This window comes from Paracidovorax wautersii (genome assembly GCF_900113035.1).
In the GTDB taxonomy this organism is placed as follows: domain Bacteria; phylum Pseudomonadota; class Gammaproteobacteria; order Burkholderiales; family Burkholderiaceae_C; genus Paracidovorax; species Paracidovorax wautersii.
On sequence record NZ_FONX01000010.1, the window covers coordinates 13,073 to 34,416 of the forward strand.

At 69.3% G+C, this 21,344-nt stretch carries 17 protein-coding genes; 7 read left to right on the forward strand and 10 right to left on the reverse strand.

Going from position 1 to position 21,344, the window contains the following annotated elements; all coding sequences use genetic code 11:
- Positions 1–19 precede the first annotated feature (19 nt).
- The 7 genes from BM070_RS14810 to urtA all read right to left on the reverse strand — a co-directional run bounded on the left by BM070_RS14810 (position 20) and on the right by urtA (position 7,121).
- Entirely contained in the window at positions 20–385 is a 366-nt protein-coding gene (locus BM070_RS14810; RefSeq protein WP_092940195.1) for an FmdB family zinc ribbon protein, read from the reverse strand.
- A 24-nt stretch (positions 386–409) separates the two neighbouring features.
- On the reverse strand, positions 410–1,636 hold the full coding sequence (fmdA, locus tag BM070_RS14815; RefSeq protein WP_092940196.1) for a formamidase: 1,227 nt from the start codon (positions 1,634–1,636) through the stop codon (positions 410–412).
- A 28-nt stretch (positions 1,637–1,664) separates the two neighbouring features.
- On the reverse strand, positions 1,665–2,354 hold the full coding sequence (gene urtE, locus BM070_RS14820) for an urea ABC transporter ATP-binding subunit UrtE (protein WP_026432495.1): 690 nt from the start codon (positions 2,352–2,354) through the stop codon (positions 1,665–1,667).
- A gap of 334 nt (positions 2,355–2,688) precedes the next feature.
- Positions 2,689–3,432 carry an urea ABC transporter ATP-binding protein UrtD gene (gene urtD, locus BM070_RS14825; protein ID WP_092940197.1) on the reverse strand — a complete coding sequence of 248 codons (744 nt, stop codon included), beginning with the start codon at positions 3,430–3,432 and terminating at the stop codon, positions 2,689–2,691.
- 31 nt (positions 3,433–3,463) lie between these two features.
- On the reverse strand, positions 3,464–4,684 hold the full coding sequence (urtC, locus tag BM070_RS14830) for an urea ABC transporter permease subunit UrtC (protein WP_092940198.1): 1,221 nt from the start codon (positions 4,682–4,684) through the stop codon (positions 3,464–3,466).
- Between the two features lie 43 nt (positions 4,685–4,727).
- Positions 4,728–5,642, reverse strand: coding sequence for an urea ABC transporter permease subunit UrtB (gene urtB / locus BM070_RS14835; protein WP_092940199.1), 915 nt, complete (start codon positions 5,640–5,642; stop codon positions 4,728–4,730).
- 207 nt (positions 5,643–5,849) lie between these two features.
- Complete coding sequence (gene urtA / locus BM070_RS14840; protein WP_092940200.1) at positions 5,850–7,121, reverse strand: urea ABC transporter substrate-binding protein; 1,272 nt, start codon at positions 7,119–7,121, stop codon at positions 5,850–5,852.
- A gap of 195 nt (positions 7,122–7,316) precedes the next feature.
- Between urtA and BM070_RS14845 the strand changes: the two genes are divergently transcribed.
- Together BM070_RS14845 and BM070_RS14850 are read left to right on the forward strand one after the other, a co-directional pair.
- Positions 7,317–10,775 (forward strand): hybrid sensor histidine kinase/response regulator, encoded by a 3,459-nt coding sequence (locus tag BM070_RS14845; protein WP_175518509.1) that lies wholly within the window; start codon positions 7,317–7,319, stop codon positions 10,773–10,775.
- Positions 10,762–11,682 carry a response regulator transcription factor gene (locus tag BM070_RS14850; RefSeq protein WP_175518510.1) on the forward strand — a complete coding sequence of 307 codons (921 nt, stop codon included), beginning with the start codon at positions 10,762–10,764 and terminating at the stop codon, positions 11,680–11,682. Before BM070_RS14845 ends, BM070_RS14850 begins: the two co-directional genes overlap by 14 nt.
- Positions 11,683–11,717: 35 nt before the next feature.
- Here BM070_RS14850 and BM070_RS14855 read toward each other — a convergent pair whose 3' ends face one another.
- Positions 11,718–12,140, reverse strand: a complete 423-nt coding sequence (locus BM070_RS14855; RefSeq protein WP_092940322.1) for a PACE efflux transporter — start codon at positions 12,138–12,140, stop codon at positions 11,718–11,720.
- Positions 12,141–12,300: 160 nt separating this feature from the next.
- On the opposite strand from BM070_RS14855, the gene BM070_RS14860 reads away from it, so the two are divergent.
- Positions 12,301–13,203: a LysR family transcriptional regulator gene (locus tag BM070_RS14860; RefSeq protein ID WP_092940202.1), complete on the forward strand. Its 903-nt coding sequence runs from the start codon at positions 12,301–12,303 to the stop codon at positions 13,201–13,203.
- Between the two features lie 40 nt (positions 13,204–13,243).
- Here BM070_RS14860 and BM070_RS24815 read toward each other — a convergent pair whose 3' ends face one another.
- Positions 13,244–13,522, reverse strand: a complete 279-nt coding sequence (locus BM070_RS24815; RefSeq protein ID WP_175518511.1) for a hypothetical protein — start codon at positions 13,520–13,522, stop codon at positions 13,244–13,246.
- Positions 13,523–13,852: 330 nt separating this feature from the next.
- Between BM070_RS24815 and BM070_RS14870 the strand changes: the two genes are divergently transcribed.
- Complete coding sequence (locus BM070_RS14870) at positions 13,853–16,033, forward strand: TonB-dependent siderophore receptor (protein WP_092940204.1); 2,181 nt, start codon at positions 13,853–13,855, stop codon at positions 16,031–16,033.
- A 117-nt stretch (positions 16,034–16,150) separates the two neighbouring features.
- Here BM070_RS14870 and BM070_RS14875 read toward each other — a convergent pair whose 3' ends face one another.
- A complete protein-coding gene (locus BM070_RS14875; protein WP_092940205.1) occupies positions 16,151–17,566 on the reverse strand; it encodes an aminotransferase-like domain-containing protein in 1,416 nt (471 codons plus the stop codon).
- 249 nt (positions 17,567–17,815) lie between these two features.
- Between BM070_RS14875 and BM070_RS14880 the strand changes: the two genes are divergently transcribed.
- From BM070_RS14880 to BM070_RS14890, 3 genes are read left to right on the forward strand one after another with little or no spacing between them, the layout of a single operon-like run.
- Positions 17,816–19,465 carry an ABC transporter substrate-binding protein gene (locus BM070_RS14880; RefSeq protein WP_092940206.1) on the forward strand — a complete coding sequence of 550 codons (1,650 nt, stop codon included), beginning with the start codon at positions 17,816–17,818 and terminating at the stop codon, positions 19,463–19,465.
- 16 nt (positions 19,466–19,481) lie between these two features.
- Positions 19,482–20,423 carry an ABC transporter permease gene (locus tag BM070_RS14885; RefSeq protein WP_092940207.1) on the forward strand — a complete coding sequence of 314 codons (942 nt, stop codon included), beginning with the start codon at positions 19,482–19,484 and terminating at the stop codon, positions 20,421–20,423.
- Between the two features lie 38 nt (positions 20,424–20,461).
- Positions 20,462–21,343 carry an ABC transporter permease gene (locus BM070_RS14890; RefSeq protein WP_092940208.1) on the forward strand — a complete coding sequence of 294 codons (882 nt, stop codon included), beginning with the start codon at positions 20,462–20,464 and terminating at the stop codon, positions 21,341–21,343.
- The last annotated feature ends 1 nt before the right edge of the window (position 21,344 follow it).

Below are 21,344 nucleotides of genomic sequence, written 5' to 3' on the forward strand. Positions count from 1 at the left end.
GGCCGTCCGGGCGCCGCGCTCAGTGGCTGATCATCCAGGGGCGCTTGGATGGAAAGGCCTTGGCGCCGCCGGGCGCGGTGACGGTGGCGCTGCGCTTGCCGCTGCCCGCGCCGCTGCAGCAGCCGCAGCCCGCGGGGTGGCGCAGCCGGCCGTAGCTGCCGGCCTCGGTGTCGCGCGAGGAGCGCGGCGCGTGGCGGGCACGCTCGTTGGTCTCGTGCGCGCGGCGCTGCTCCGGGCTCGTGCAGGCCAGGTGCGGGGCGCTGGCGAAGACGCGCGGCGAGGCCGCGCCGCAGACCGGGCAGGCCGCGGGCTCGTTGCGCTGGGCCACGCTGCGCAGCGCGTCGAAGCCGCCGCAGTCCGCGCAGTGGTAGTCGTAGGTGGGCATGGGCGGGCTTTCCTTCTCGCGCGCTCAGGCGATGTCGTGCGACAGGGGCATGTCGATGCTGCCGTCGAGCATCTTCACGGGGCCGCTGGCGCTGGGGTTGATGTCGAAGTCGAAGATCTGCGTGGGCAGCCAGAGCGTGGCGCAGGCGTTGGGCACATCGACCACGCCGCTGATGTGGCCCTGCACCGGGGCCGTGCCCAGGATGGAATAGGCCTGCGCGCCGCTGTAGCCGAACTTCTTCAGGTATTCGATGGCGTTCAGGCAGGCCTGGCGGTAGGCCACGTTCACGTCCAGGTAGTACTGCTTGCCGGCCTCGTCCACCGAGATGCCCTCGAAGATCAGGTAGTCGTTGTAGGTCGGCACGATGGGGCTGGGCTTGAAGATGGGGTTCTTGATGCCGTACTTGGCCATGCCGCCCTTGATGAGCTGCACCTTCATGTGCACCCAGCCGGCCATCTCGATGGCGCCGCAGAAGGTGATCTCGCCGTCGCCCTGGCTGAAGTGCAGGTCGCCCACGCTCAGGCCCGCGCCGTCCACATAGACCGGGAAATACACCTTCGCGCCGCGCGAGAGATCCTTGATGTCGCAGTTGCCGCCGTGCTCGCGCGGCGGCACGGTGCGGGCGGCCTCGGCGGCGGCCCTGTCGCGGGCCTCGCCCTGCATGCGGCCCATGTGGGCGGTGCCGGGCGAGGGCGGGTTGGCCAGGCCCGCGGTGGGGTCGCTGTCGATCAGCTGCTGCTCACGGGCGTTCCACTGGTCGAGCATCGCGCGGTCGGGCAGGCAGCCGATCAGGCCGGGGTGGATCAGGCCCGCGAAGTTCACGCCGGGGATGTGGCGCGAGCTGGTGAACATGCCCTTGAAGTCCCAGATGGACTTCTGCGCCTCGGGGAAGTGCTCGGTCAGGAAGCCGCCGCCGTTCTTCTTGGAGAAGAAGCCGTTGAAGCCCCAGAGGCTGTCCTGCTTGGCGCCGATGTCCAGCAGATCCACGACGAGCAGATCGCCCGGCTCGGCCCCCTTCACGCCCACCGGGCCGGAGAGGTAGTGCACGGTGGTCAGGTCGATGTCGCGCACGTCGTCGGCGCTGTCGTTGTTCTTGATGAAGCCGCCGGTCCAGTCGAAGGTCTCCAGGATGAAGTCGTCGCCCGGGTTGACCCAGCAGGCCATGGGAATGTCCGGGTGCCAGCGGTTGTGGATGTTCTCGTTCTCGGTGGGCGACTTGGTGAGGTCAACTTTGATGAGGGTGTCGGTCATGGCAGGCTCCTTGGGGGGTGGATGGTGGTCAGACGGAGAGGTAGGACTTGATGCGCTGCTGGTCGGTGTCGGCGCGGGTGGTCTCGTGCACCAGCCGGCCGCCTTCGATGACGAAGAGCCGGTCGGCCACGTCCATCGCGAAGCTCAGCACCTGTTCGGACACGACGATGGTCAGCTGGCGCATCTTTCGGATCTCGTTGAGCGCCTTCGCGATGTCCTTGATGATCGAAGGCTGGATGCCTTCGGTGGGCTCGTCGAGCAGCAGCACCTTGGGGTCGGTGACCAGCGCGCGGGCGATGGCCAGCTGCTGCTGCTGGCCGCCCGAGAGGTTGCCGCCCTTCCTGCGGCGCATGTCCCAGAGCACGGGGAAGAGCGCGTAGATCTCGTCCGGGATGCGCTTGTCCTTGGCGTTCTCCAGGCCGGTCTGGATGTTCTCCTCCACGGTGAGGGTGGGGAAGATCATGCGGCCCTGGGGGACGTAGGCGATGCCTTTGGCGACGCGGCGGAAGCTTTCGTCGCGCGTGACGTCCTGGTCCGCGACGCGGATGCTGCCGCTCTTGGTGGGCAGCACACCCATCAGGCTCTTGAACAGCGTGGTCTTGCCCATGCCGTTGCGGCCCATGATGGCGACGGTTTCGTTGGCATGGCCTTCGAACGAGATGCCGTGCAAGGCTTCGCTCTGGCCGTAGGCGACGTGGAGGTCGGTGACTTTCAGCATGGGATCGCTCCTGGGGGGTGCTCTGGGATGCCTGCCATGTCGGCTCGGATGTGTGGGCTCTGCGTTCGGTCGGGCGCCGTCGGTGCAGAGTTCTTGATGTGCGGGATGGGTGGACGGGCCGGGATCGCCGGGTGGCCCCTTCCGCGAATGTCCCCCGGCTTCGCCTCCTCCTTGATTTCGCTGCAGGGGCCACCCGGCACTCCCGGCCAGCTCGGTGCTCTGCCTTGCCAGCCAAGGAGAAGGCGCGGCGCTGGCTGCCCGTGGTGGTGGAAGCCCCCCCCGAAAGCACGCTCTACAGCGCCACGGGCCACGAAATAACGTTCGCACCGCATGCTCAATGCCCCAGGTACACGTCGATGACCTTGGGGTCGGCCTGCACCTTGTCCATCGGCCCTTCGGCCAGGATCTTTCCCTGGTGCATCACCGTGACCTTGTGCGCGATGCGCTTGACGAACTCCATGTCGTGCTCGATCACGATCACCGCGCGGTTGCGGCAGATGCGCTCCAGCAGCTCGGCCGTCAGCTCGCGCTCGCGCGCGCTCATGCCGGCGATGGGCTCGTCCAGCATCAGCAGCTCCGGCTCCTGCATCAGCAGCATGCCGATCTCCAGCCACTGCTTCTGCCCGTGCGAGAGCAGGCCGGCCTCGGTCTCCAGGCGCTCGGCCAGGCCGATGTCTTCGGCCACGGCCTGCACGCGTTCCTTCACCGCGCTGGTGCAGCGGAAGGCCAGCGCGCCGAACACGGTGCGGCCCGTGGGATACGACACCTCCAGGTTCTGGAAGACCGACAGGTTCTCGTAGATGGACGGCGTCTGGAACTTGCGGCCGATGCCCAGGCGCACGCGTTGGTGCTCGGCCATGCGCGTCAGCTCCTCGTTCTTGAACTTGATGCTGCCGCCGGTGGCGCGCGTCTTGCCGCAGATGAGGTCCAGCAGCGTGGTCTTGCCCGCGCCGTTGGGGCCGATGATCACGCGCAGCTCGTTCTTGTCCACGTACAGCGTGAGTTGGTCGATGGCCTTGAAGCCATCGAAGGAGACGGTGAGGTCTTCCACGGCGAGGGCGAAGTCGGTGTTGCTCATGGATGGGGCTCCTGCGCGGTGGTGGTGGTGTTCAGACGCCCTGGTGGCGCGTGCCCTGGGGCAGCGGCGCGCCGGCGGGGGCGGTCAGTGCGGAGGGCTGCGGCTCGGCGGCCGGGGCCTGCGCGGGCCATGGCGCCGGCGAAGGCGCGGGTACGGCGGCGCGGCGCAGGGCCTCGCGGCGGCCCTTCCACCAGGGCACGATGCGCTCTTCCCACACGCCGGCCAGCCCCATCGGGAAGGCCATGGTCACCCCGATGAAGAGCGCCGCCATGAGGAACAGCCACAGGTCCGGAAAGCTCTCGGAAAAGTACGTCTTGCCCGCGTTGACCAGCAGCGCGCCATAGACCGCGCCCACCAGGCTCATGCGCCCGCCCACGGCGGCGTAGATCACCATTTCGATCGACGGCACGATGCCCACGAAGCTCGGCGACATGAAGCCCACCTGCAGCGTGAACAGCGCGCCGCCGATGCCCGAGAGCGCCGCCGCCAGGCAGAAGGTGAAGACCTTGAAATTGGCCACGTCGTAGCCCGAGAAGCGCACACGGTCTTCCTTGTCGCGCATGGCCAGCAGCAGCGTGCCCAGCTTGCTCTGCTGGATGAAGCGGCACAGCAGGATGGACAGCACCAGCAGCGCCACGCACACGTAGTAGAGGACGATCTTGGCGCTGTCGGTGCGCGTGTCCCAGCCCCAGAGGGTCTTGAGGTCGGTCATGCCGTTCACGCCGCCCGTGTAGCCCTGCTGGCCGATGATGAGCACCGTGCAGATCAGCGCCACGGCCTGCGTGATGATGGCGAAATACACGCCGCCCACGCGGCGCTTGAACATGGCGAAGCTCACGATCCAGGCCAGCAGCGTGGGCAGCACCACCACGGCCGCCAGCGCGAACGGCAGGCTCTTGAACGGCACCCAGAACGAGGGCAGCGCGGTGATCTGGTTCCAGTCCATGAAGTCCGGAATGCCGGGCGTGGACTGGATCTTGGTGCTGACCGGGTCGGAGGCTTCGAGCTTCAGGAACATCGCCATGGCGTAGCCGCCCAGGCCGAAGAACACGCCCTGCCCCAGGCTCAGCACGCCGCCGTAGCCCCACACCATCACCAGGCCGATGGCGACGAAGGCATAGGTCAGGTACTTGCCCACCAGGTTGAGGCGGAAGACGTCGAGGCTCAGTGGCAGGACCACGGCCAGCAGCACGGTGAGCAGCACCAGGCTGGCGAGCTGGTAGCGCTGGACCCAGGCTTTGAAGGCGTTCATGGGGTGACTCCGGTGGATGCGGGAAGGACGTGAGCGCGGCCGTTCAGCGGCGGACCTTGGAGGCGAACAGCCCCTGCGGCCGCACCATCAGGATCAGCACGATGAGCGAGAGCGTGATCACCTTGGCCATGGAGCCGGCCAGGAAGAACTCGGTGATCGACTGCGTCTGCGCGATGCCGAAGGCCGACACCACCGTGCCCAGCAGGCTGGCCGCGCCGCCGAAGGTCACGACGAGGAAGGCATCGACGATGTAGAGCGAGCCCGAGGTGGGCCCCGTGGAGCCGATGGTGGTGAAGGCCGCGCCCGCCACGCCGGCGATGCCGCAGCCGATGGCGAAGGTGAGGCGGTCGGTCTTCTTGGTGTCGATGCCGATGGCGTTGGCCATCACGCGGTTGCTCACCGTGGCGCGCACCCGCAGGCCCCAGCGGCTCCTGTGCAGCGCGATCAGCACGCCGGCCGTCACCACCAGGGTGAGCGCCAGCACGAACAGGCCGTTGACGGGGATGTCCAGCCCCTCGGCCGGTGCCCAGGAACCCATCAGCCATTCGGGCAGCGTGGGGCTGACCTCCTTGGGGCCGATGAAGGTGCGGAAGCACTGCTGCAGCGCCAGGCTCACGCCCCAGGTGGCCAGCAGCGTATCGAGCGGGCGCTTGTAGAGGTGGCGGATCAGCCCCCACTCCACCAGCCAGCCGGCCACGAAGGCGAAGCCGAACGCGGCCACGATGGCCAGCGGGAAATAGAACGGCATGAAGCCGGGCGCGTACTGCGCCGTGAGCGTCGAGCCCAGGTAGATGGTGTAGGCGCCGATGGTCATGAACTCGCCATGCGCCATGTTGATCACGCCCATCTGGCCGAAGATGATCGCCAGCCCCAGGCCCATGAGCAGCAGCACCGCGAACAGGCTCAGGCCCGCGAAGCCCTGCATCAGGCCGATGTTCATCATTTCGGAGAAAGTCATGGTGCAGCTCCTGCGTGCAAACCAAGGGATAAATGCGATCCGTGCCGGCACCAGCCGCCGCAGCGGCCCGCACCAGGCGCGGCATCGAAGGCTGGCGCGGCCCCAGGCCAGAGACACCGAGGAAGGGCCGCCCCGCACCGACGGTGTCGTCCCCCTCCCGCGCAGCGAGAGAGAGAGGGGGAAGGCACGCAGCGCCTCAGGGGGTGCTCACTGATAACCCTTGGGGAACGGATCGGGCTTGATGAGCTCGGGCGATTCGGACACCACCTTGAACGTGCCGTCCGGCAGCCCCTGGGCGATGCGCGACTTGCTCCAGAGGTGGTGGTTGGCGTCCACCTTCACGTAGCCTTCGGGCGCGCTCTTGAGCTCGATGCCGGGCGATGCGGCCACCACCTTGTCCACGTCGAAGCTCTTGGCCTTTTCCACCGCGGCCTTCCAGAGCCAGGGGCCCAGGTAGCCGGCCTGCGTCACGTCGCCGATCACCGCGTTGGGGCCGTACTTGGCCTTGAAGGCGGCCACGAACTTCTTGTTGTTCTCGTTGTCCAGCGACTGGAAGTACTTCATCGACGAATAGAAGCCCGCGAAGTTCTCGCCGCCCACGCCGGTCATCTCGTCCTCGGTGACCGACAGCGTCACCAGCAGCTGCTTGTCGCCCGTGATGCCGGCCGCCTTGAGCGCCTTGTAGAAGGCCACGTTGGAGCCGCCCACCACCGCCACGAAGATGCAGTCGGGCTTTTGCACCTTGATCTTGTTCATCAGCGAGCCGAAGTTGGTGCTGCCCAGCGGGTAGTACTCCTCGCCGACGACCTTGCCCTTCTGGAAGTTCTCGATGTGCTTGCGCGCGATCTTCATCGAGGTGCGCGGCCAGATGTAGTCCGACCCGATGAGGAAGAAGGTCTTGGCCTTCTTCTCCTTCTGCGCCCAGTCCAGGCTGTAGAGGATCTGCTGCGTGGCCTCCTGGCCGGTGTAGATCACGTTCTTCGATTGCTCCAGGCCTTCGTAGAACGTGGGGTAGTAGAGCAGGCCGTTCTCCTTCTCGAAGATCGGCAGCACGGCCTTGCGCGAGGCGCTGGTCCAGCAGCCGAACACGGCGGCGCAGTGGTCGTTGATGAGCAGCTTCTTGGCCTTCTCGGCGAAGGTGGGCCAGTCGGAGGCGCCGTCTTCCTTGATGACCTTGATCTTGCGGCCCAGCACGCCGCCCATGGCGTTGATCTGGTCGATGGCGAGCTGCTCGGCCTGGATGGAGCCCGTCTCCGAAATCGCCATCGTGCCCGTGGCCGAATGCAGCTGGCCCACCGTCACCTCGGTGTCGGTCACGGCCAGCTTGGTCGTGTTGACCTGGGCCGTGGGCTGGGCCTGGCCCCAGGCCGGCAGGCCGGCGATGGAGGCGGCGCCCATGGCCTGCAGCAGGCGGCGGCGGCCGGCATCGGCGCCGGCCAGGGGGGACGTGGCGTTCCGGGGATCGAGAGGGTGCTTCATGAAGGCGCTCCTTGCATCTGGCGAGGGGGGAGAGGGCGACGCACGGGTCGTCGTCGCGGTCGGCGGGAGAAGTTCCGCGCTGGAATGAAGGTTAGGGAGAACCCTGCAGGGCGCCCATACGTCAATTAACGTAGTGGCCTGCGCACGGCGCTGCTGCGCGCCGCTTCAAGAACGTTTCTTGCATGCCTGCACGGCATGGCAACCCCCACCGATGCCCCTGCGGCCAGGCAGACGATCTTCCGTTTCCGGCGCGAATACAACGCCTGGGTGGCCGACGAGTCCATGGAGGACTACGCGCTGCGCTACACGCCCAAGAGCTTCCGGCGCTGGAGCGAATTCCGCGTGGCGAACACGGCTTTCGGCTCGCTCTCGTTCCTCGCGCTGGAGGCCATCGGCGGCGCCATTGCGCTCAACTACGGCTTCGCCAACGCGCTCTGGGCGATCCTCGCGGTGGGCGTGCTGATCTTCCTCACCGGCCTGCCGATCGCCTACTGCGCCGCGCGCTACGGGCTGGACATGGACCTGCTCACGCGCGGCGCGGGCTTCGGCTACCTGGGCTCGACCATCACCTCGCTGATCTACGCGGTGTTCACCTTCATCTTCTTCGCGCTGGAGGCGGCCATCATGGCCCTCGCCCTGCAGCTGGTGGTGGACTGGCCGCTGCAGTGGTGCTACGTGCTTTCCTCGCTCGTCATCCTGCCGCTCGCCATGCGCGGCATCACGCTGATCTCGCGCCTGCAGGCCTGGACGCAGCCGCTCTGGCTCTTTTTGCTGCTGCTGCCCTTCGTGTGGATCGCGCTCGCGCAGCCGCAGCTCTACCGCGACTTCACCAGCCTCTCGGGCCTCAAGAGCGGCAGCAGCCAGTTCGATCCGCTCATGTTCGGCTCGGCCTGCGCGGTGATCTTCTCGCTGGTGGTGCAGATCGGCGAGCAGGTGGACTTCCTGCGCTTCCTGCCCGAGCGCACCGCCGCCAACCGCTGGCGCTGGTGGGGCGCGGTGCTGGTGGCCGGGCCGGGCTGGATCGCCATGGGCATGCTCAAGATGGCGGGCGGCGCCTTCCTCGCGTTCGCGGCGCTGCAGTTCGAGGTGGGCGTGCACCGCGCGGCCGAGCCCACGCAGATGTTCCTGGCCGGCTTCCAGCAGGTGATGCAGTCGCTGGGCCTGCCCGGCATGGCGGTGGCCGTGACGGTGCTGTTCGTCGTCGTCTCGCAGATCAAGATCAACCTCACCAACGCCTATGCGGGCTCGCTCGCCTGGTCCAACTTCTTCGCGCGCATCACCCGCAGCCACCCGGGGCGCGTGGTGTGGCTGGTGTTCAACGTGGGCATCGCCACGCTGCTGATGACGCTGGATGTGTTCGGCGCGCTGGAGAAGGTGCTGGCCTTCTACAGCAACGTGGCCATCGCCTGGGTGGGCGCGCTGGTGGCCGATCTGGTCATCAACAAGCCGCTGGGCCTCTCGCCGCGCGGCATCGAGTTCCGCCGCGCCTATCTCTACGACTTCAACCCCGTGGGCCTGGGCGCCATGGTGCTGGCCGCCGCCGTGGCCTGCTGTGCCTATGCCGGCCTGCTGGGCGAGGCCGCGGCGGCCTTCTCGCCCCTCATCGCGCTGGCCCTGTCGATGGCGCTGTCGCCGCTGCTGGCGTGGTGGACGGGCGGGCGCTACTACCTGGCCCGCCAGCCCGCCAACGGCTGGGCGCCGGGCGAGCTGGTGCGCTGCGCCGTGTGCGAGAACCGCTTCGAGTCCGAGGACATGGCCGGTTGCCCGGCCTACGGCGCGGCCATCTGCTCGCTGTGCTGCTCGCTCGAATCGCGCTGCCACGACCGCTGCAAGACCGGCTCGCGCGCGGCCGACCAGCTGCGCGGGCTGGCCACGCTGCTGCTGCCGCGCGCCTGGGCGGCCAAGGTGAATTTCCGGCTCGGCCAGTACCTGATGGTGCTGGTGTCGCTGTGCGCGGCCCTCGCCTTCCTGATCGGCGTGGTCTATGTGCAGGAGGGGCTGGAGACGCCCGCGCAGTTCCTGCGCGGGCCCTTCCTCAAGGTCTATGCCCTGCTCGCGCTGCTGGCCGCCGTGTGCGCGTGGTGGGTGGTGCTCAGCACCGACAGCCGGCGCATGGCGCAGGACGAATCCGAACGCCAGACCCAGCTGCTGCTGCAGGAGATCGAGGCGCACAAGCGCACCGACGCCGAACTGCAGGCCGCGCGCGACCGCGCCGAGGCCGCCAACATGGCCAAGACCCGCTACGTGGCCGGCATGACGCACGAGCTGCGCTCGCCGCTCAACAGCATCCTGGGCTACACGCAGATCCTGCAGAAGGGCCCGCCGGACCCGCATGCCCTGCGCGACGCGCTCTCCACCATCGAGCGCAGCGGCCGGCACATGCATGCGCTGATCGACGACTCGCTGGAACTCGCGCGCATCGAGGCCGGCCGGCTGCGGCAGGTGCTCGCGCCGCTGCCGCTGCCCGAGCTGGTGCGCGACGTCGAGGGCATGCTGCGCCCGCAGGCCGAGGCCAAGGGCCTGGCCTTCGCCGTGGAAGTGCTGGGTGCGATGCCCGAATGGATACGCGCCGACGCCAAGCGCCTGCGGCAGATCCTCATCAACCTGCTGTCCAACGCGGTGCGCTTCACCCGCCAGGGCGAAGTGCGGCTGCGGCTGGACTTCCGCGCGCACGTGGCGCGCATCGAGGTCATCGACACCGGCATCGGCATCGAGCCGCAGGACCTCGAACGCATCTTCCTGCCCTTCGAGCGCGGCAGCGCCGGCCGCCGCGCCAGCGAGGCCGGCACCGGCCTGGGCCTGACCATCACCCATCTGCTGACCGAACTCATGGGCGGCCAGCTCAGCGTGCGCAGCACCGTCGGCCAGGGCAGCACCTTCACCGCGCGCCTCTATCTGCCCGCCGCCGCGCCCGACCCGGCCTGGCAGCCCGCGCAGGCCGCCGCCCTGCGGCCCGTGGTGGGCTACCGGCCGCCGCGCCGCACCCTGCTGGTGGTGGACGACCAGCCGCTGCAGCGCCAGCTGCTCGCCGGCCTGCTGATGCCGCTGGGCTTCGACGTGCGCGAAGCCGCGAGCGGGCGCGAATGCCTGGAGATCGTGCGCCAGTCGCCGCCCGACCTGGTGCTGCTGGACATCACCATGGACGATCTCGACGGCTGGCAGACCGCCGCGCTGCTGCGCGAGCGCCTGCCGGCCGCGGCGCTGCCCATCGTCTTCGTCTCCGCCAACCAGTTCGACAACGACGGCGCGCGCGTGGCCGCCCAGGGCTGCCAGGGCTTCGTGGGCAAGCCGGTGGTCGAATCCGAACTGCTGCAGGCCCTGCAGTCCCCGCTGGGCCTGCAGTGGCTGCACGACCCGGCGCCGGACGAAACGCCCCGCCCCGCCGCCGCCACCACCACGACCACCCCCGCGCAGGCCGCTGCCGCGGCGGCTTGCGCAGCGCCGCTGCCGGAGCCGCTGCGCGAGGCGCTGCACCAGCTGGCCCGCTCCGGCCAGGCCTCCGCGCTGCGCGCCCGGCTGCATGCGGTCCAGGCCGCACATCCCGAATTGGCCGCGCTGCTGGAGCAGTTGCAGGAGGCGGCCGGCCAGCTCGACTTCGACCGGCTCACCCGCCTGCTGCGCGAACCCGAAGACGACACCGATGAACCCGACTGACCTCGCCCCCGCTTCCGTCCCCGCCGCCCCTTCCGCTGCGCCGCAGCGCGTCATCCTGGTGGTGGACGACGACCTCGCCACGCTGCGCATGATCGGCGACGCGCTGGCCGCCGAAGGCTACGCCGTGCTGGCCGCGCGCGATGCCGACGAGGCGCTGGAACGCTTCGACCTGGCCGTGCCCGACGGCGTGCTGCTGGACGCCGTCATGCCCGGCACCGACGGCTTCACGCTCTGCGCCCGCATCAAGGCCACGCCGCCCTGGTCGCACGTGCCCATCGTGTTCATGACCGGCCTCTCGGAAACCGACCAGATCGTGCGCGGCTTCGCGGCCGGCGGGGTGGACTACGTGGTCAAGCCGCTGCGCCTGCCAGAGGTGATGGCCCGGCTGGCCACGCACGTCGCCAACGCCCGCGCAGCCCGGCTGGCGCGCGAGGCAGTGGACGTGGCCGGCATGGGCGTGGTGGTGCTCGACGGGCAGGACCGCATCGCCTGGCGCTCGCCCCAGGCCACGCGCTGGCTGGAGGCCGCCTTCGTGACCGACCCCGCACCCGTGCCCGCAATGCTCCGCTGGCTGGCGCAGGCGCAGCGGCAGGGCGACGGCACCGTGCCGCTGCCGGAGGGCCAGCGCCTGGCGGCCCGGCCGCTGGGCGCCAGCGGCCTCGGAGAAACCATGCTGCTGCTGTCGGTGGACGCAGCGGGCGCCGCGCCGGCTGCGCGCACGCCCCCCACCCCGCTCACGCCGCGCGAGACCGAGGTGCTCTCCTGGATCGCCAAGGGCAAGACCAACCGCGACATCGCCGACATCCTGGGCATGAGCCCGCGCACGGTGAACAAGCACCTGGAGCACATCTTCGAGAAGCTGGGCGTGGAAACGCGCACGGCCGCTGCGGCGCTGTGGACCGCTTAGATCGTGAACACGTTCCTAGAGCCAGCGCAGCCGGCTCAGCCTCGCGCCGAGGCCGGCAGCCCGAACACACGGTCGAAGCCCCAGTTGAAGACGAAGGTATAGACCAGGAAGAAGAGCAGCAGGCCCAGGTCCATCACCAGCGCTTCCCAGAGCGTCACGTCGAACCACCAGGCGAAGAGCGGCACCAGGATCAGCGCCAGCCCGCCCTCGAATCCGATGGCATGCGCCACCCGGCGGCCCACGCTGCGCCCGCGCACCGGCTGGCGCGCCTCCCAGCGCTCGAAGGCCCAGTTGAAGCCGATGTTCCAGGCGATGGCGATCGCCGAACAGGCCACCGCCACGGCGCTGGAGTGCCCGGCGCCCTGGCCGGTCAGCAGCGCCAGGCCGGCCGTGGCGAAGGCGATGGCGATCAGCTCGTAGAGCGACACATAGACCACGCGGCGCCACGGCCCCTGCAGCCCGGCGGCGGCGGCAGCAGCGCGCGGGGCGGCGGGTGCGTTGGCGGGGGAAACAGCGGCGGCGGAGGAAGAGGTGTGCAAAGACATGCCTCGCACTGTATGTGCGTGCGGCTGATACATAAAGTCAGCTTGTTTCAGTTTTTCTGATAGAAATCCGGCCATGGCTTTCTCCTCCGACAGCGTCAACGTCTTCCTGGCCGTGCTGGACCACGGCTCGTTCTCCGCCGCCGCCCGGGCGCTCTCGCGCGTGCCCTCGGCCGTGAGCATGACCATCGCCCACCTGGAGGCCGAGCTGGACGTGCAGCTCTTCGACCGCAGCGGGCGCGAGCCCCAGCCCACCGCCGCCGCCCGGGCGCTGGAGCCACAGGCGCGGCTGCTGGGCGCGCAGCTGCGCCAACTCAACGCGCAGGCCCTGTCCCTCACGCAGGGGCTGGAAGAGCGCCTGACCATCGCCATCGCCCCCGAGCTGCTGGCCGGCCCCTGGACGGAGGCGCTGGCCGCCCTCACCGCCGACCATCCCCTGCTGCAGGTCGAAGTGCTGGCCGCCCCCCAGGCCGACGCCATGGCCCTGCTGCACGCCGGCCGCGCCCAGCTCGCGCTGGTGTTCGAACGCCCCAGCATCGACGGGCGCGAGGGCTTCCAGGAAGTGGGCAGCGAAACCCTGGTGGCCGTCATCGCGCCCCAGCACCCGGTGATGCAGGCCGCTGCCGGCGCGCCGCTCAGCGAGGTCCACCTCACCACCACCCGCCAGATCGTCGTCGCCGGCCGCGATCTGGCGCAGACCGACCCGCGTTTCGTCTTCGCCCGCCACCACTGGCGCACCGACAACCACCTGGCCGCGCTGAGCCTGATCGAAGCCGGCCTGGGCTGGGGCTGGCAGCCCCGCGAGCTGGTGGACCCGCGCATCCAGGCCGGCACGCTGGTGGAGATGCCGTTCGACAACCTCAGCAACGGCGTGAAGCTCTGGGTGGACGTGGTGTGGTCCAAGGAACGCCCGCTGGGGCTGGGCGCGCGGCGCTTCGTGGAGTGGCTGCAGCGGGGCAGCGAGCAGGCGCAGGACTGAGCGATCGCCGTGTATTGCTTGCTGCGTGTCAAGCTGGGAACTAGCTGGTCGTTGATAGCCCAAGTGGCATGAGCCCCAACTGATGTTCCTCTTGCATTGCGAGTTCTGCGTCCCTCATTGCGGCTTGTACCTCTACGGGAAGCCGCTTGAACTGCTCAGATCTGGCGATCGCCCAGTTAGGGCCAGAAATGACGTGAGGATGCTTGTCGAACCACAGACAGCCATGGCACTCCGCGAGACTGTTATGAGTACGCTCATCTTCCTTGAGCAAGTTGATGAGCTTGTGGCGGAGGTCATCCTCTGAAAGGACGTTGGACATATTTGGTCTCGTTGAGTTGATGAGACCTCATGTTGCCGTCACGACCATCTTCGTGGCCGCTGCCGTCACCACATTTCGTCGCAGCGCCAAAGAGCGCTCGTTGACCCAAGAGGGATGAAAGACAAGAGTGCGTCAACCCCGCATCGCGTCGCACAAATGCGACAGAGAATGAGATTGGTTCTCAACATGGTGTTACAGTTCGGCCGCTTCACGCATCGGTGGAGTGCCTGCCGTCTTCGCACCGGTCCGCGCCGAGCGCGGCCCCCACCGTCTCTTTCCCCTGCCCACCCGGGCCGGAGCCATCCGGCCTGTTGCCTTCGTCCTCCTCCCATGCCTGCTTTCTCGCCGTCCTCCCCGTCTTCGTCTTCGTTCGCTCCCCGCCGCGCGCCGCTGGCGCAGGCCGTGCTGGCGCTCACGGCCGCGCTGGCTGCCCATGGCGCGGCCCATGCGGCGGACGCTGCTGCCGCCGCTGCAGCGGCAGCGCCGACCGCCACGCTGAACGAAGTGCGCGTGCAAGACGCCAGCGATGCCGCCACCGGCTACCAGGGCGCGCAGCGCAACACCGCGGCGACCCGCACCGACACGCCCCTGATCGAGACGCCGCAGGCCGTGCGCGTGGTGTCGCAGCAGCTCATCGAAGACCTGGGCGCGACGCGCCTGGCGGACACGGTGGACTTCGTGAGCGGCGTCACGCGCCTCAATGACTTCGGCGGCACCTGGGACAACTACGCCATCCGCGGCTTCAGCAACACCGACGGCGGCTCGCTGCTCAACGGCTTCGCCTCCGGCCGGGGCTATGGCCCCATGCGCGACATGGCGACGGTGGAGCGGGTGGAGTTCCTCAAGGGCCCGGCCGCCGCGCTCTACGGCAGCAGCGAGCCCGGCGGCACGCTCAACATCGTCACCAAGAAGCCGCAGTTCACCGCATCGCACAAGGCCGGCCTGGAAGTGGGCACGCTGGGCATGCGCCGCGCGACGCTGGACACCACCGGCCCCATTTCGCAGAACCTCGCCTATCGCCTGAACGTGGCGGCCGAGGACGGCGCCAGCCGCACCAGCCTGGTGGACAACCAAAAGTACGTGGTCGCCCCGGCCTTCGCCTGGACGCTGGGCGACAGCACGGTGCTGCAGTACGAGGCCGAGTTCATCCGCATCCGCACGCCGCTGGACCGGGGCACCATCCAGGTGAACGGCAACGCGCTGGCCCTGCCGGCGGACCGCTTCCTGGGCGAGCCCAACCGCGGCAAGCTGCACGTGACGGGCGACACGCACCAGCTCACGCTGGACCACGACCTGGGCCAGGGCTGGCGCACGCGCGTGGGTGCTTCCTACCGCGAGACCGAGCTCTACGGCGATGCGATGGACCTCAACAGCACGCTGCTGCCCGACAACCGCACGCTGCGCCGCCGCGACAGCTGGCGCACCCTGCCCTCGCGCGACGTCTCGCTGCAGGCCGAGGTCGAAGGCAAGGTCACCACGGGCAGCCTGCGCCACACGCTGCTGGCGGGTGTGGAATCCTGGCGGCTCTTCGTGGGCCAGTACGGCATCTATTCCAACCCGAACACGGCGCCGTACGCCATCGACATCTACCAGCCGACCTACGGCGTGGGGCGCACCGCGCCGCTCACGCCGCTCTTCGACACGGTGGACCACCAGCGCGCCACGGGCCTCTTCCTGCAGGACCAGATCGACCTGACTGCGCGCTGGAAGCTGCTGGCCGGCGTGCGCTTCGACCGCTTCCACCAGAGCCTGGAGGACCGGCTGGCCAAGACCAACACCACGCAGGAACATTCCTCCACCTCGCCGCGCGTGGGCCTGAGCTACATGCTCACGCCGGACAGCTCGGTCTATGTCTCCTACGGCCGCTCGTTCCGGCCCAATGCCGGCGGCGATGCGTCGGGCAACGCCTTCGCGCCGACCAAGGGCAAGGCCTTCGAGGCCGGCGCCAAGTGGCAGTCGCCCGACCAGCGCCTGATCGCGTCCATGGCCGTGTTCGACATCCGCAAGACCAACGTGCTCACGCGTGACCCGAACAACGCCAACTTCAGCGTGGCGGCGGGCGAGGTGCGCAGCCGCGGCATCGAGGCCGACATGTCCGGCAAGCTCGACGCCCATTGGCGCCTGACGGCCAACGCCGCCTATACCGACACCGAGGTGCTGCGCGACAACAACCCGGCCCTGCTGGGCAAGCGCCTGCTGGGCATCCCGCGCGTGAGCGGCGGCCTCTTCGCCATCCGCGAAGACCGCCTGGCCTCGGGCGGGCGCTATGGCGTGGGCGGCGGCCTGGTGTACGTGGGCGAGCGCACCGCCACGGCCAACGACACCTACCGCCTGCCGGGCTACACCACGGCACGTGTGACGGCCTACTGGCAGATCGACCCGCGCACGCGCCTGACGCTGGACGTGCACAACCTCTTCGACAGGCACTACGCCGCCACCTCGTGGGGCGCGCTCACCGTCATGCCGGGCCTGGGCCGGCAGGTGGTGGCGGGGCTGCAGCACAGCTTCTGATGCCGGTGCCGATGCGCTGACGGTTCGCGCCGGGGCTGCAGAAATTCCAGGCATTCCGGCCTGCAGCCCTTTCCCCATAAGGGTGCGGCGCTATTTAATGAATAGCGCCAGCCGGGCTCATGCCTGTACCCGCAGCGCCCGCGCCTCGCGCTCCAGGAAGCGGTAGAGCTGCGCATCGTCGGCATAGCCGACGTTGAAGCGCAGCCAGGGCGCGGGCCGCAGGTCGCTGCGGAACAGGTCGCCCGGCGCCAGCAGGAAGCCGTGGGCGATGGCGCGCTGCGCCAGGGCGCGCATGTCCACGTCGCCGCGCTCGAAGCGCGCCCAGAGGAAGGGGCCGCCGGCAGGCTCCATGAAGAGCTGCATGCCCGCGGCCTGCAGGCCCCGGCAGACGGCCTGCTGTGCCTGCTGCAGCTGCTCGGCCAGGCGCTGCAGGTGGGTGCGGTAGTGGCCGTCCACCAGCACGGCCAGCAGCAGCTTCTCGTTCAGCTCCGACGTGGTGAGGCTGCTCACCATCTTCTGGAAGATGATCTTCTCGCCCATCTCCTCGCTGCAGGCCACGAAGCCCACGCGCAGGCTGGGCGAGACGGTCTTGGAGAAGCTGCCCACGTGGATCACGCGGCGCAGCTGGTCGAGCCGCGCCAGGCAGGTGGAGCCGGGCGGCTCCAGCCCGGCCATGGCCTCGTTGTCCACCAGGGTGAAGTCCATCTGCTCGGCCAGGCGCAGCAGCTGGTAGGCCACGGCCGGGCTGATCTGGCTGCCCGTGGGGTTGTGCAGGTTGGAGGTGGTGAAGAAGGCCTTGGCCCGGTGGCGCTGCTGCAGCGACTGCAGCGCGGCCAGGTTGGGGCCCTGCAGCGTGCGTTCCACGCCCACCAGCTTCAGGCCCATGGAGCGCAGCATGGCGAACAGGTTGGTGGAGCCGGGCTCGTCCACCAGCACCACGTCGCCGGGCTGCAGCAGGCATTTGGCGACCAGCAGCAGCGCCTGCGATGCGCCGTGCGTCATCACGATCTGGTGCGGCGCGGCCTCGATGCCGCGCTGGCCCAGCAGGATCTGGATCTGCTGGCGCAGCGGCAGGTAGCCGTAGGGCGTGCCGTACCGGGCCAGGCCCGTGGGCGTCTTGCGCGCCAGCGCCGCCATGGCGCGCCGCACGCCGTCGGCATAGAGCCATTCGGGAGGGACCCAGCCGCAGCCGGCGTTGCGCAGGGCGCGGTCGTCCTCGTACACGTGCTTGAGCAGCCAGAGCGAATCCACCGACGTGCGGCCCTGGAAGGGGCGGCGACGCTGCGATTTGTCCATGGGCGATGCGGCCACGTAGTAGCCGCTGGCCGGGCGCGCCTCCACATGGCCTTCGGCCACCAGCCGCTGGTAGGCGTTGGTGGCGGTCATGGTGCTGATGCCGCAGGCCTGCGCCAGCTTGCGCACCGAGGGCAGGCGCTCGCCGGCGGGCCGGCGGCCGGTGGAGATGTCGGCCAGCAGGGCGTCGTACACCTGCCGCACCAGCGGCTGCGGGCTTGCGGGGTCGAGAGGGATCATGGCGTGCGGTGGTGGTGGTTGGCATGCAGCCGGCATGCGCAGCAGGCGTGCACGCAAGCTGTGCGCGGGCCGGCCCCAAAACAGGGCGCGGCGGCAACTGTTCTACAACAGGCGGTGCCAACTGTACATACACATTCGGCGCTTTCGATGCCTCAATAGAGCCCGGCCCGCCGCCCTGCTCCAGCGCCTGGAGCGCGATGCGGTGCGGCCCCCCGACACGCCGTGCCCCGGCGACCCAGGAAGCCCGTCATGCCAACCACCACCCAGTCCTTCCCCGCCCAGCCGGCCCGCCGCCGAGCCGCAGCGCAGCTCGCGCGCTGGGCCTGCGCCCTCACGGCCGTGCTGGCCTGCAGCCTGCCCTTGGGCGCATCGGCGCAGCCCGCAGCGGCATCAGCAGCCGCCGGCACGCTGCGGATCATTCCCGCGTCGAACATGACGGTGCTGGACCCGATCTGGACCACCGCCTACATCTCGCGCAACTTCGGCTACATGATCTACGACACGCTGTTCGGCACCGATGCGCAGGGCCGCATCCAGCCGCAGATGGTGAGCCAGTGGAAGGTGTCGCCGGACGGCAAGGTCTGGACCTTCACGCTGCGCGACGGGCTGGAGTTCAGCGACGGCAAGCCCGTCACCAGCGAGGACGTGGTGGCCTCCCTCAAGCGCTGGGCCAGCCGCGACACCTTCGGCGACCAGCTCGCCAAGGCCATCGGCCAGTACGAAACGCCCGACGCCAGGACCTTCGTGCTGCGCCTGAAGAGCCCCTTCGGCCTGGTGACCGAGGCGCTGGGCAAGCCCTCGTCCAACGTGCCCTTCATCATGCCCAGGCGCGTGGCCGACACGCCCGGCGACGTGCAGATCAAGGAGACCATCGGCTCCGGCCCCTATCTCTTCAAGGCCGACGAATTCCGGCCCGGCGAGAAGGCCGTGTTCGTGAAGAACACGAAGTACAAGCCGCGCGCAGAGGCGCCTTCGGGCACCGCCGGCGGCAAGAACGTGTACGTCGATCGCGTCGAATGGCTCTTCATCCGCGATGCGCAGACGCAGCTCAGCGCGCTGCTCAACGGCGAGGCCGACATCCTGGAGCAGCCCGCGTTCGAGCAGTACGCCGTGCTGCGCAGCAACCCGCAGATCGAGCTGGTGGATGCGCAGCCCGCGGGCAACCAGTTCATCCTGCGCTTCAACTTCCTGCACGCGCCGTTCAACAACGAGAAGATCCGCCGCGCCGCCATGCTGGCGCTGGGGCAGGAGGCCTTCCTGCGCACCCAGGTGGGCGCGCCCGGCCTCACGCGCTTTTGCAAGAGCATGTTCCCCTGCGGCACGCCGTTCGAATCCGACAAGACGGGCGAGTACACCGGCATCGCCAACCCGCAGAAGGCCCGCGCGCTGCTGCAGGAAGCCGGCTACAAGGGCGAACCCGTGGTGCTGATGCGCCCGGCCGAGAACGGCACCATCGGCAAGCTGCCGCTGGTGGCCAAGCAGCAGCTGGAGCAGGCCGGCTTCAAGGTCGATCTGCAGAACATGGACTGGCAGACCCTGGTGAGCCGCCGCGCCCGCAAGGACGCGCCCACGGCCGGCGGCTGGAGCGCCTTCCTCACCGCCTGGACGGCCTCGGACATCCTCAACCCGATCACCATGTCGATGATGAACGCCACGGGCGACAAGGGCTGGTTCGGCTGGCAGGACGATCCCACGCTCGAAGCCATCAAGAAACAGTTCGCCACGGCCACCACCGACGCCGACAAGAAGAAGTTCGCCGAGGCCGCCCAGCTGCGCGCCTTCGAGACCGTGACCCACGTGCCCGTGGGCCAGTTCAGCCAGCCTGCGGCGGTGCGCAAGGGCGTGAGCGGCCTGGTGCCGGCCGGCGCCCAGGTGTACTGGAACATCCGCAAGCAATAAGCCGGGGAGCGCGACCATGCTGGCCTTTCTCGGCAAACGCCTTCTTTCCACGCTGCCCGTCGTGCTGGTGGTGGCCATCACCGTCTTCATGATCGTGCGGCTCACGCCGGGCGATCCGGCGGCCATCATCGGCGGCAACAGCGCCACCAACGAAGACCTGGACCGCATCCGCGTGCAGCTGGGCCTCACGCAGCCGCTGTGGACGCAGTTCCTGCTGTGGGCCGGCAAGGTGCTGCAGGGCGACCTGGGTTTCTCCTTCTTCCTGAACAAGCCGGTGCTGGAGCTGATCGCCCAGCGCGTGGAGCCCACCCTGTCGCTGGCCGTGGGCACCCTGGTGCTGGCCGTGGCCATCGCGCTGCCGCTGGGCACGCTGGCCGCCTGGCGCATGGGCAGCTGGATCGACAAGGCGGTGATGGCCTTCTCGGTGGCCGGCTTCTCGGTGCCGGTGTTCGTGATCGGCTACGTTCTCATCTACCTGCTGGCCATGAAGCTGCAGTGGTTCCCCGTGCAGGGCTACCGCCGCATGGCCGACGGCCTGGGCCCCTGGGCGCGGCAGCTGGCCCTGCCCTGCCTGACGCTGGCCGTGACCTACGTGGCCCTGCTGGCGCGGGTGACGCGCGCCGCGGTGAGCGAGGCGCTGACCGAGGACTACATCCGCACCGCCCGCGCCAAGGGCATCAGCGAACGCGCCGTGCTCACCCACCACGCGCTGCGCAACGCCGCCGTGCCGGTGGTCACCGTGATCGGCGTGAGCGCCGCGCTGCTGCTGGGCGGCGTGGTGGTCACCGAAACCGTCTATGCCATTCCCGGCCTGGGCCAGCTCACGGTGGATGCGGTGCTCAACCGCGACTTCCCCGTGCTGCAGGGCGTGGTGCTGTTCTTCGCGCTGATCTACGTGGCCGTGAACCTGCTGGTGGACCTGAGCTACCTCGCCCTGGACCCCCGCATCCGCTACTGAAAAAACGCCCACCCGCCGACCTGCCTGGAGCCTTCCCCATGAACCCCACCACCCCCTGGATTCGCCTGCTGCGCCACGGCGCCGTGCGCGGCGGCGCCATCGTGCTGGCCGCGCTCGCGCTGCTGGGCCTGCTGGCGCCCTGGCTGGGCACCATCGACCCGGCGGCGATGGATGCCTCCTTCATCAACGTGGCGGCCGGCGCCTCGGGCGCCGTCACCCTGCCCGACGGCGCGCAGGTGCAGCACACCTTCTGGATGGGCAGCGACAGCGTGGGCCGCGACATCTGGAGCCGCGTGCTCTACGGCACCCGCATCTCGCTGATGGTGGGCGGCTTCACCGCCGCGCTGGCCGTGGCCCTGGGCTGCACGCTGGGCATGCTGGCGGGCTACTTCCGCGCGGCCGACGCGGTGCTCATGCGCGTGATGGACGGGCTGATGGCCATTCCCGCCGTGCTGCTGGCCATCACCCTGGTGGCCATGCTGGGCGCCACGCTGCCCACCGTGATCCTGGCCATCGCCGTGCCCGAGGTGCCGCGCGTCACGCGCCTGGTGCGGGCGCTGGTGATCGGCCTGCGCGACGAGCCCTTCGTCGAGGCCGCCCGCGCCCTGGCCACGCCCGATGCCACCATCCTGTGGCGCGACATCCTGCCCAACGCGCTGGCGCCGCTGATCGTGCAGGGCACCTTCATCGCCGCCTCGGCCGTGCTGACCGAGGCCATCCTGAGCTTCCTGGGGCTGGGCCTGCCGTCCGACGTGCCCACCTGGGGAAACATCATGGCCGAAGGCCGGGTGCTGTTCTCGCAGGCGCCGGGCAACGTGCTGTGGCCCGCGCTCTTCCTGGTGCCGACGGTACTCGCCATCAACCTGCTGGGCGACGGTCTGCGCGACGTGCTCGATCCCAAGTTCTCCCGCCGCGCCTGAA

Bases quoted from the DNA above. Each gene is read 5' to 3' on its own strand.
- BM070_RS14860 (WP_092940202.1), top strand. From the start codon at position 12,301: ATGGCTTTCTCCTCCGACAGCGTCAACGTCTTCCTGGCCGTGCTGGAC.
- urtA (WP_092940200.1), bottom strand. From the start codon at position 7,121: ATGAAGCACCCTCTCGATCCCCGGAACGCCACGTCCCCCCTGGCCGGC.
- BM070_RS14850 (WP_175518510.1), top strand. From the start codon at position 10,762: ATGAACCCGACTGACCTCGCCCCCGCTTCCGTCCCCGCCGCCCCTTCC.
- fmdA (WP_092940196.1), bottom strand. From the start codon at position 1,636: ATGACCGACACCCTCATCAAAGTTGACCTCACCAAGTCGCCCACCGAG.
- BM070_RS14845 (WP_175518509.1), top strand. From the start codon at position 7,317: ATGGCAACCCCCACCGATGCCCCTGCGGCCAGGCAGACGATCTTCCGT.
- urtD (WP_092940197.1), bottom strand. From the start codon at position 3,432: ATGAGCAACACCGACTTCGCCCTCGCCGTGGAAGACCTCACCGTCTCC.
- urtB (WP_092940199.1), bottom strand. From the start codon at position 5,642: ATGACTTTCTCCGAAATGATGAACATCGGCCTGATGCAGGGCTTCGCG.
- urtE (WP_026432495.1), bottom strand. From the start codon at position 2,354: ATGCTGAAAGTCACCGACCTCCACGTCGCCTACGGCCAGAGCGAAGCC.
- BM070_RS14870 (WP_092940204.1), top strand. From the start codon at position 13,853: ATGCCTGCTTTCTCGCCGTCCTCCCCGTCTTCGTCTTCGTTCGCTCCC.
- urtC (WP_092940198.1), bottom strand. From the start codon at position 4,684: ATGAACGCCTTCAAAGCCTGGGTCCAGCGCTACCAGCTCGCCAGCCTG.
- BM070_RS14810 (WP_092940195.1), bottom strand. From the start codon at position 385: ATGCCCACCTACGACTACCACTGCGCGGACTGCGGCGGCTTCGACGCG.
- BM070_RS14885 (WP_092940207.1), top strand. From the start codon at position 19,482: ATGCTGGCCTTTCTCGGCAAACGCCTTCTTTCCACGCTGCCCGTCGTG.
- BM070_RS14875 (WP_092940205.1), bottom strand. From the start codon at position 17,566: ATGATCCCTCTCGACCCCGCAAGCCCGCAGCCGCTGGTGCGGCAGGTG.
- BM070_RS14890 (WP_092940208.1), top strand. From the start codon at position 20,462: ATGAACCCCACCACCCCCTGGATTCGCCTGCTGCGCCACGGCGCCGTG.
- BM070_RS14880 (WP_092940206.1), top strand. From the start codon at position 17,816: ATGCCAACCACCACCCAGTCCTTCCCCGCCCAGCCGGCCCGCCGCCGA.
- BM070_RS24815 (WP_175518511.1), bottom strand. From the start codon at position 13,522: ATGTCCAACGTCCTTTCAGAGGATGACCTCCGCCACAAGCTCATCAAC.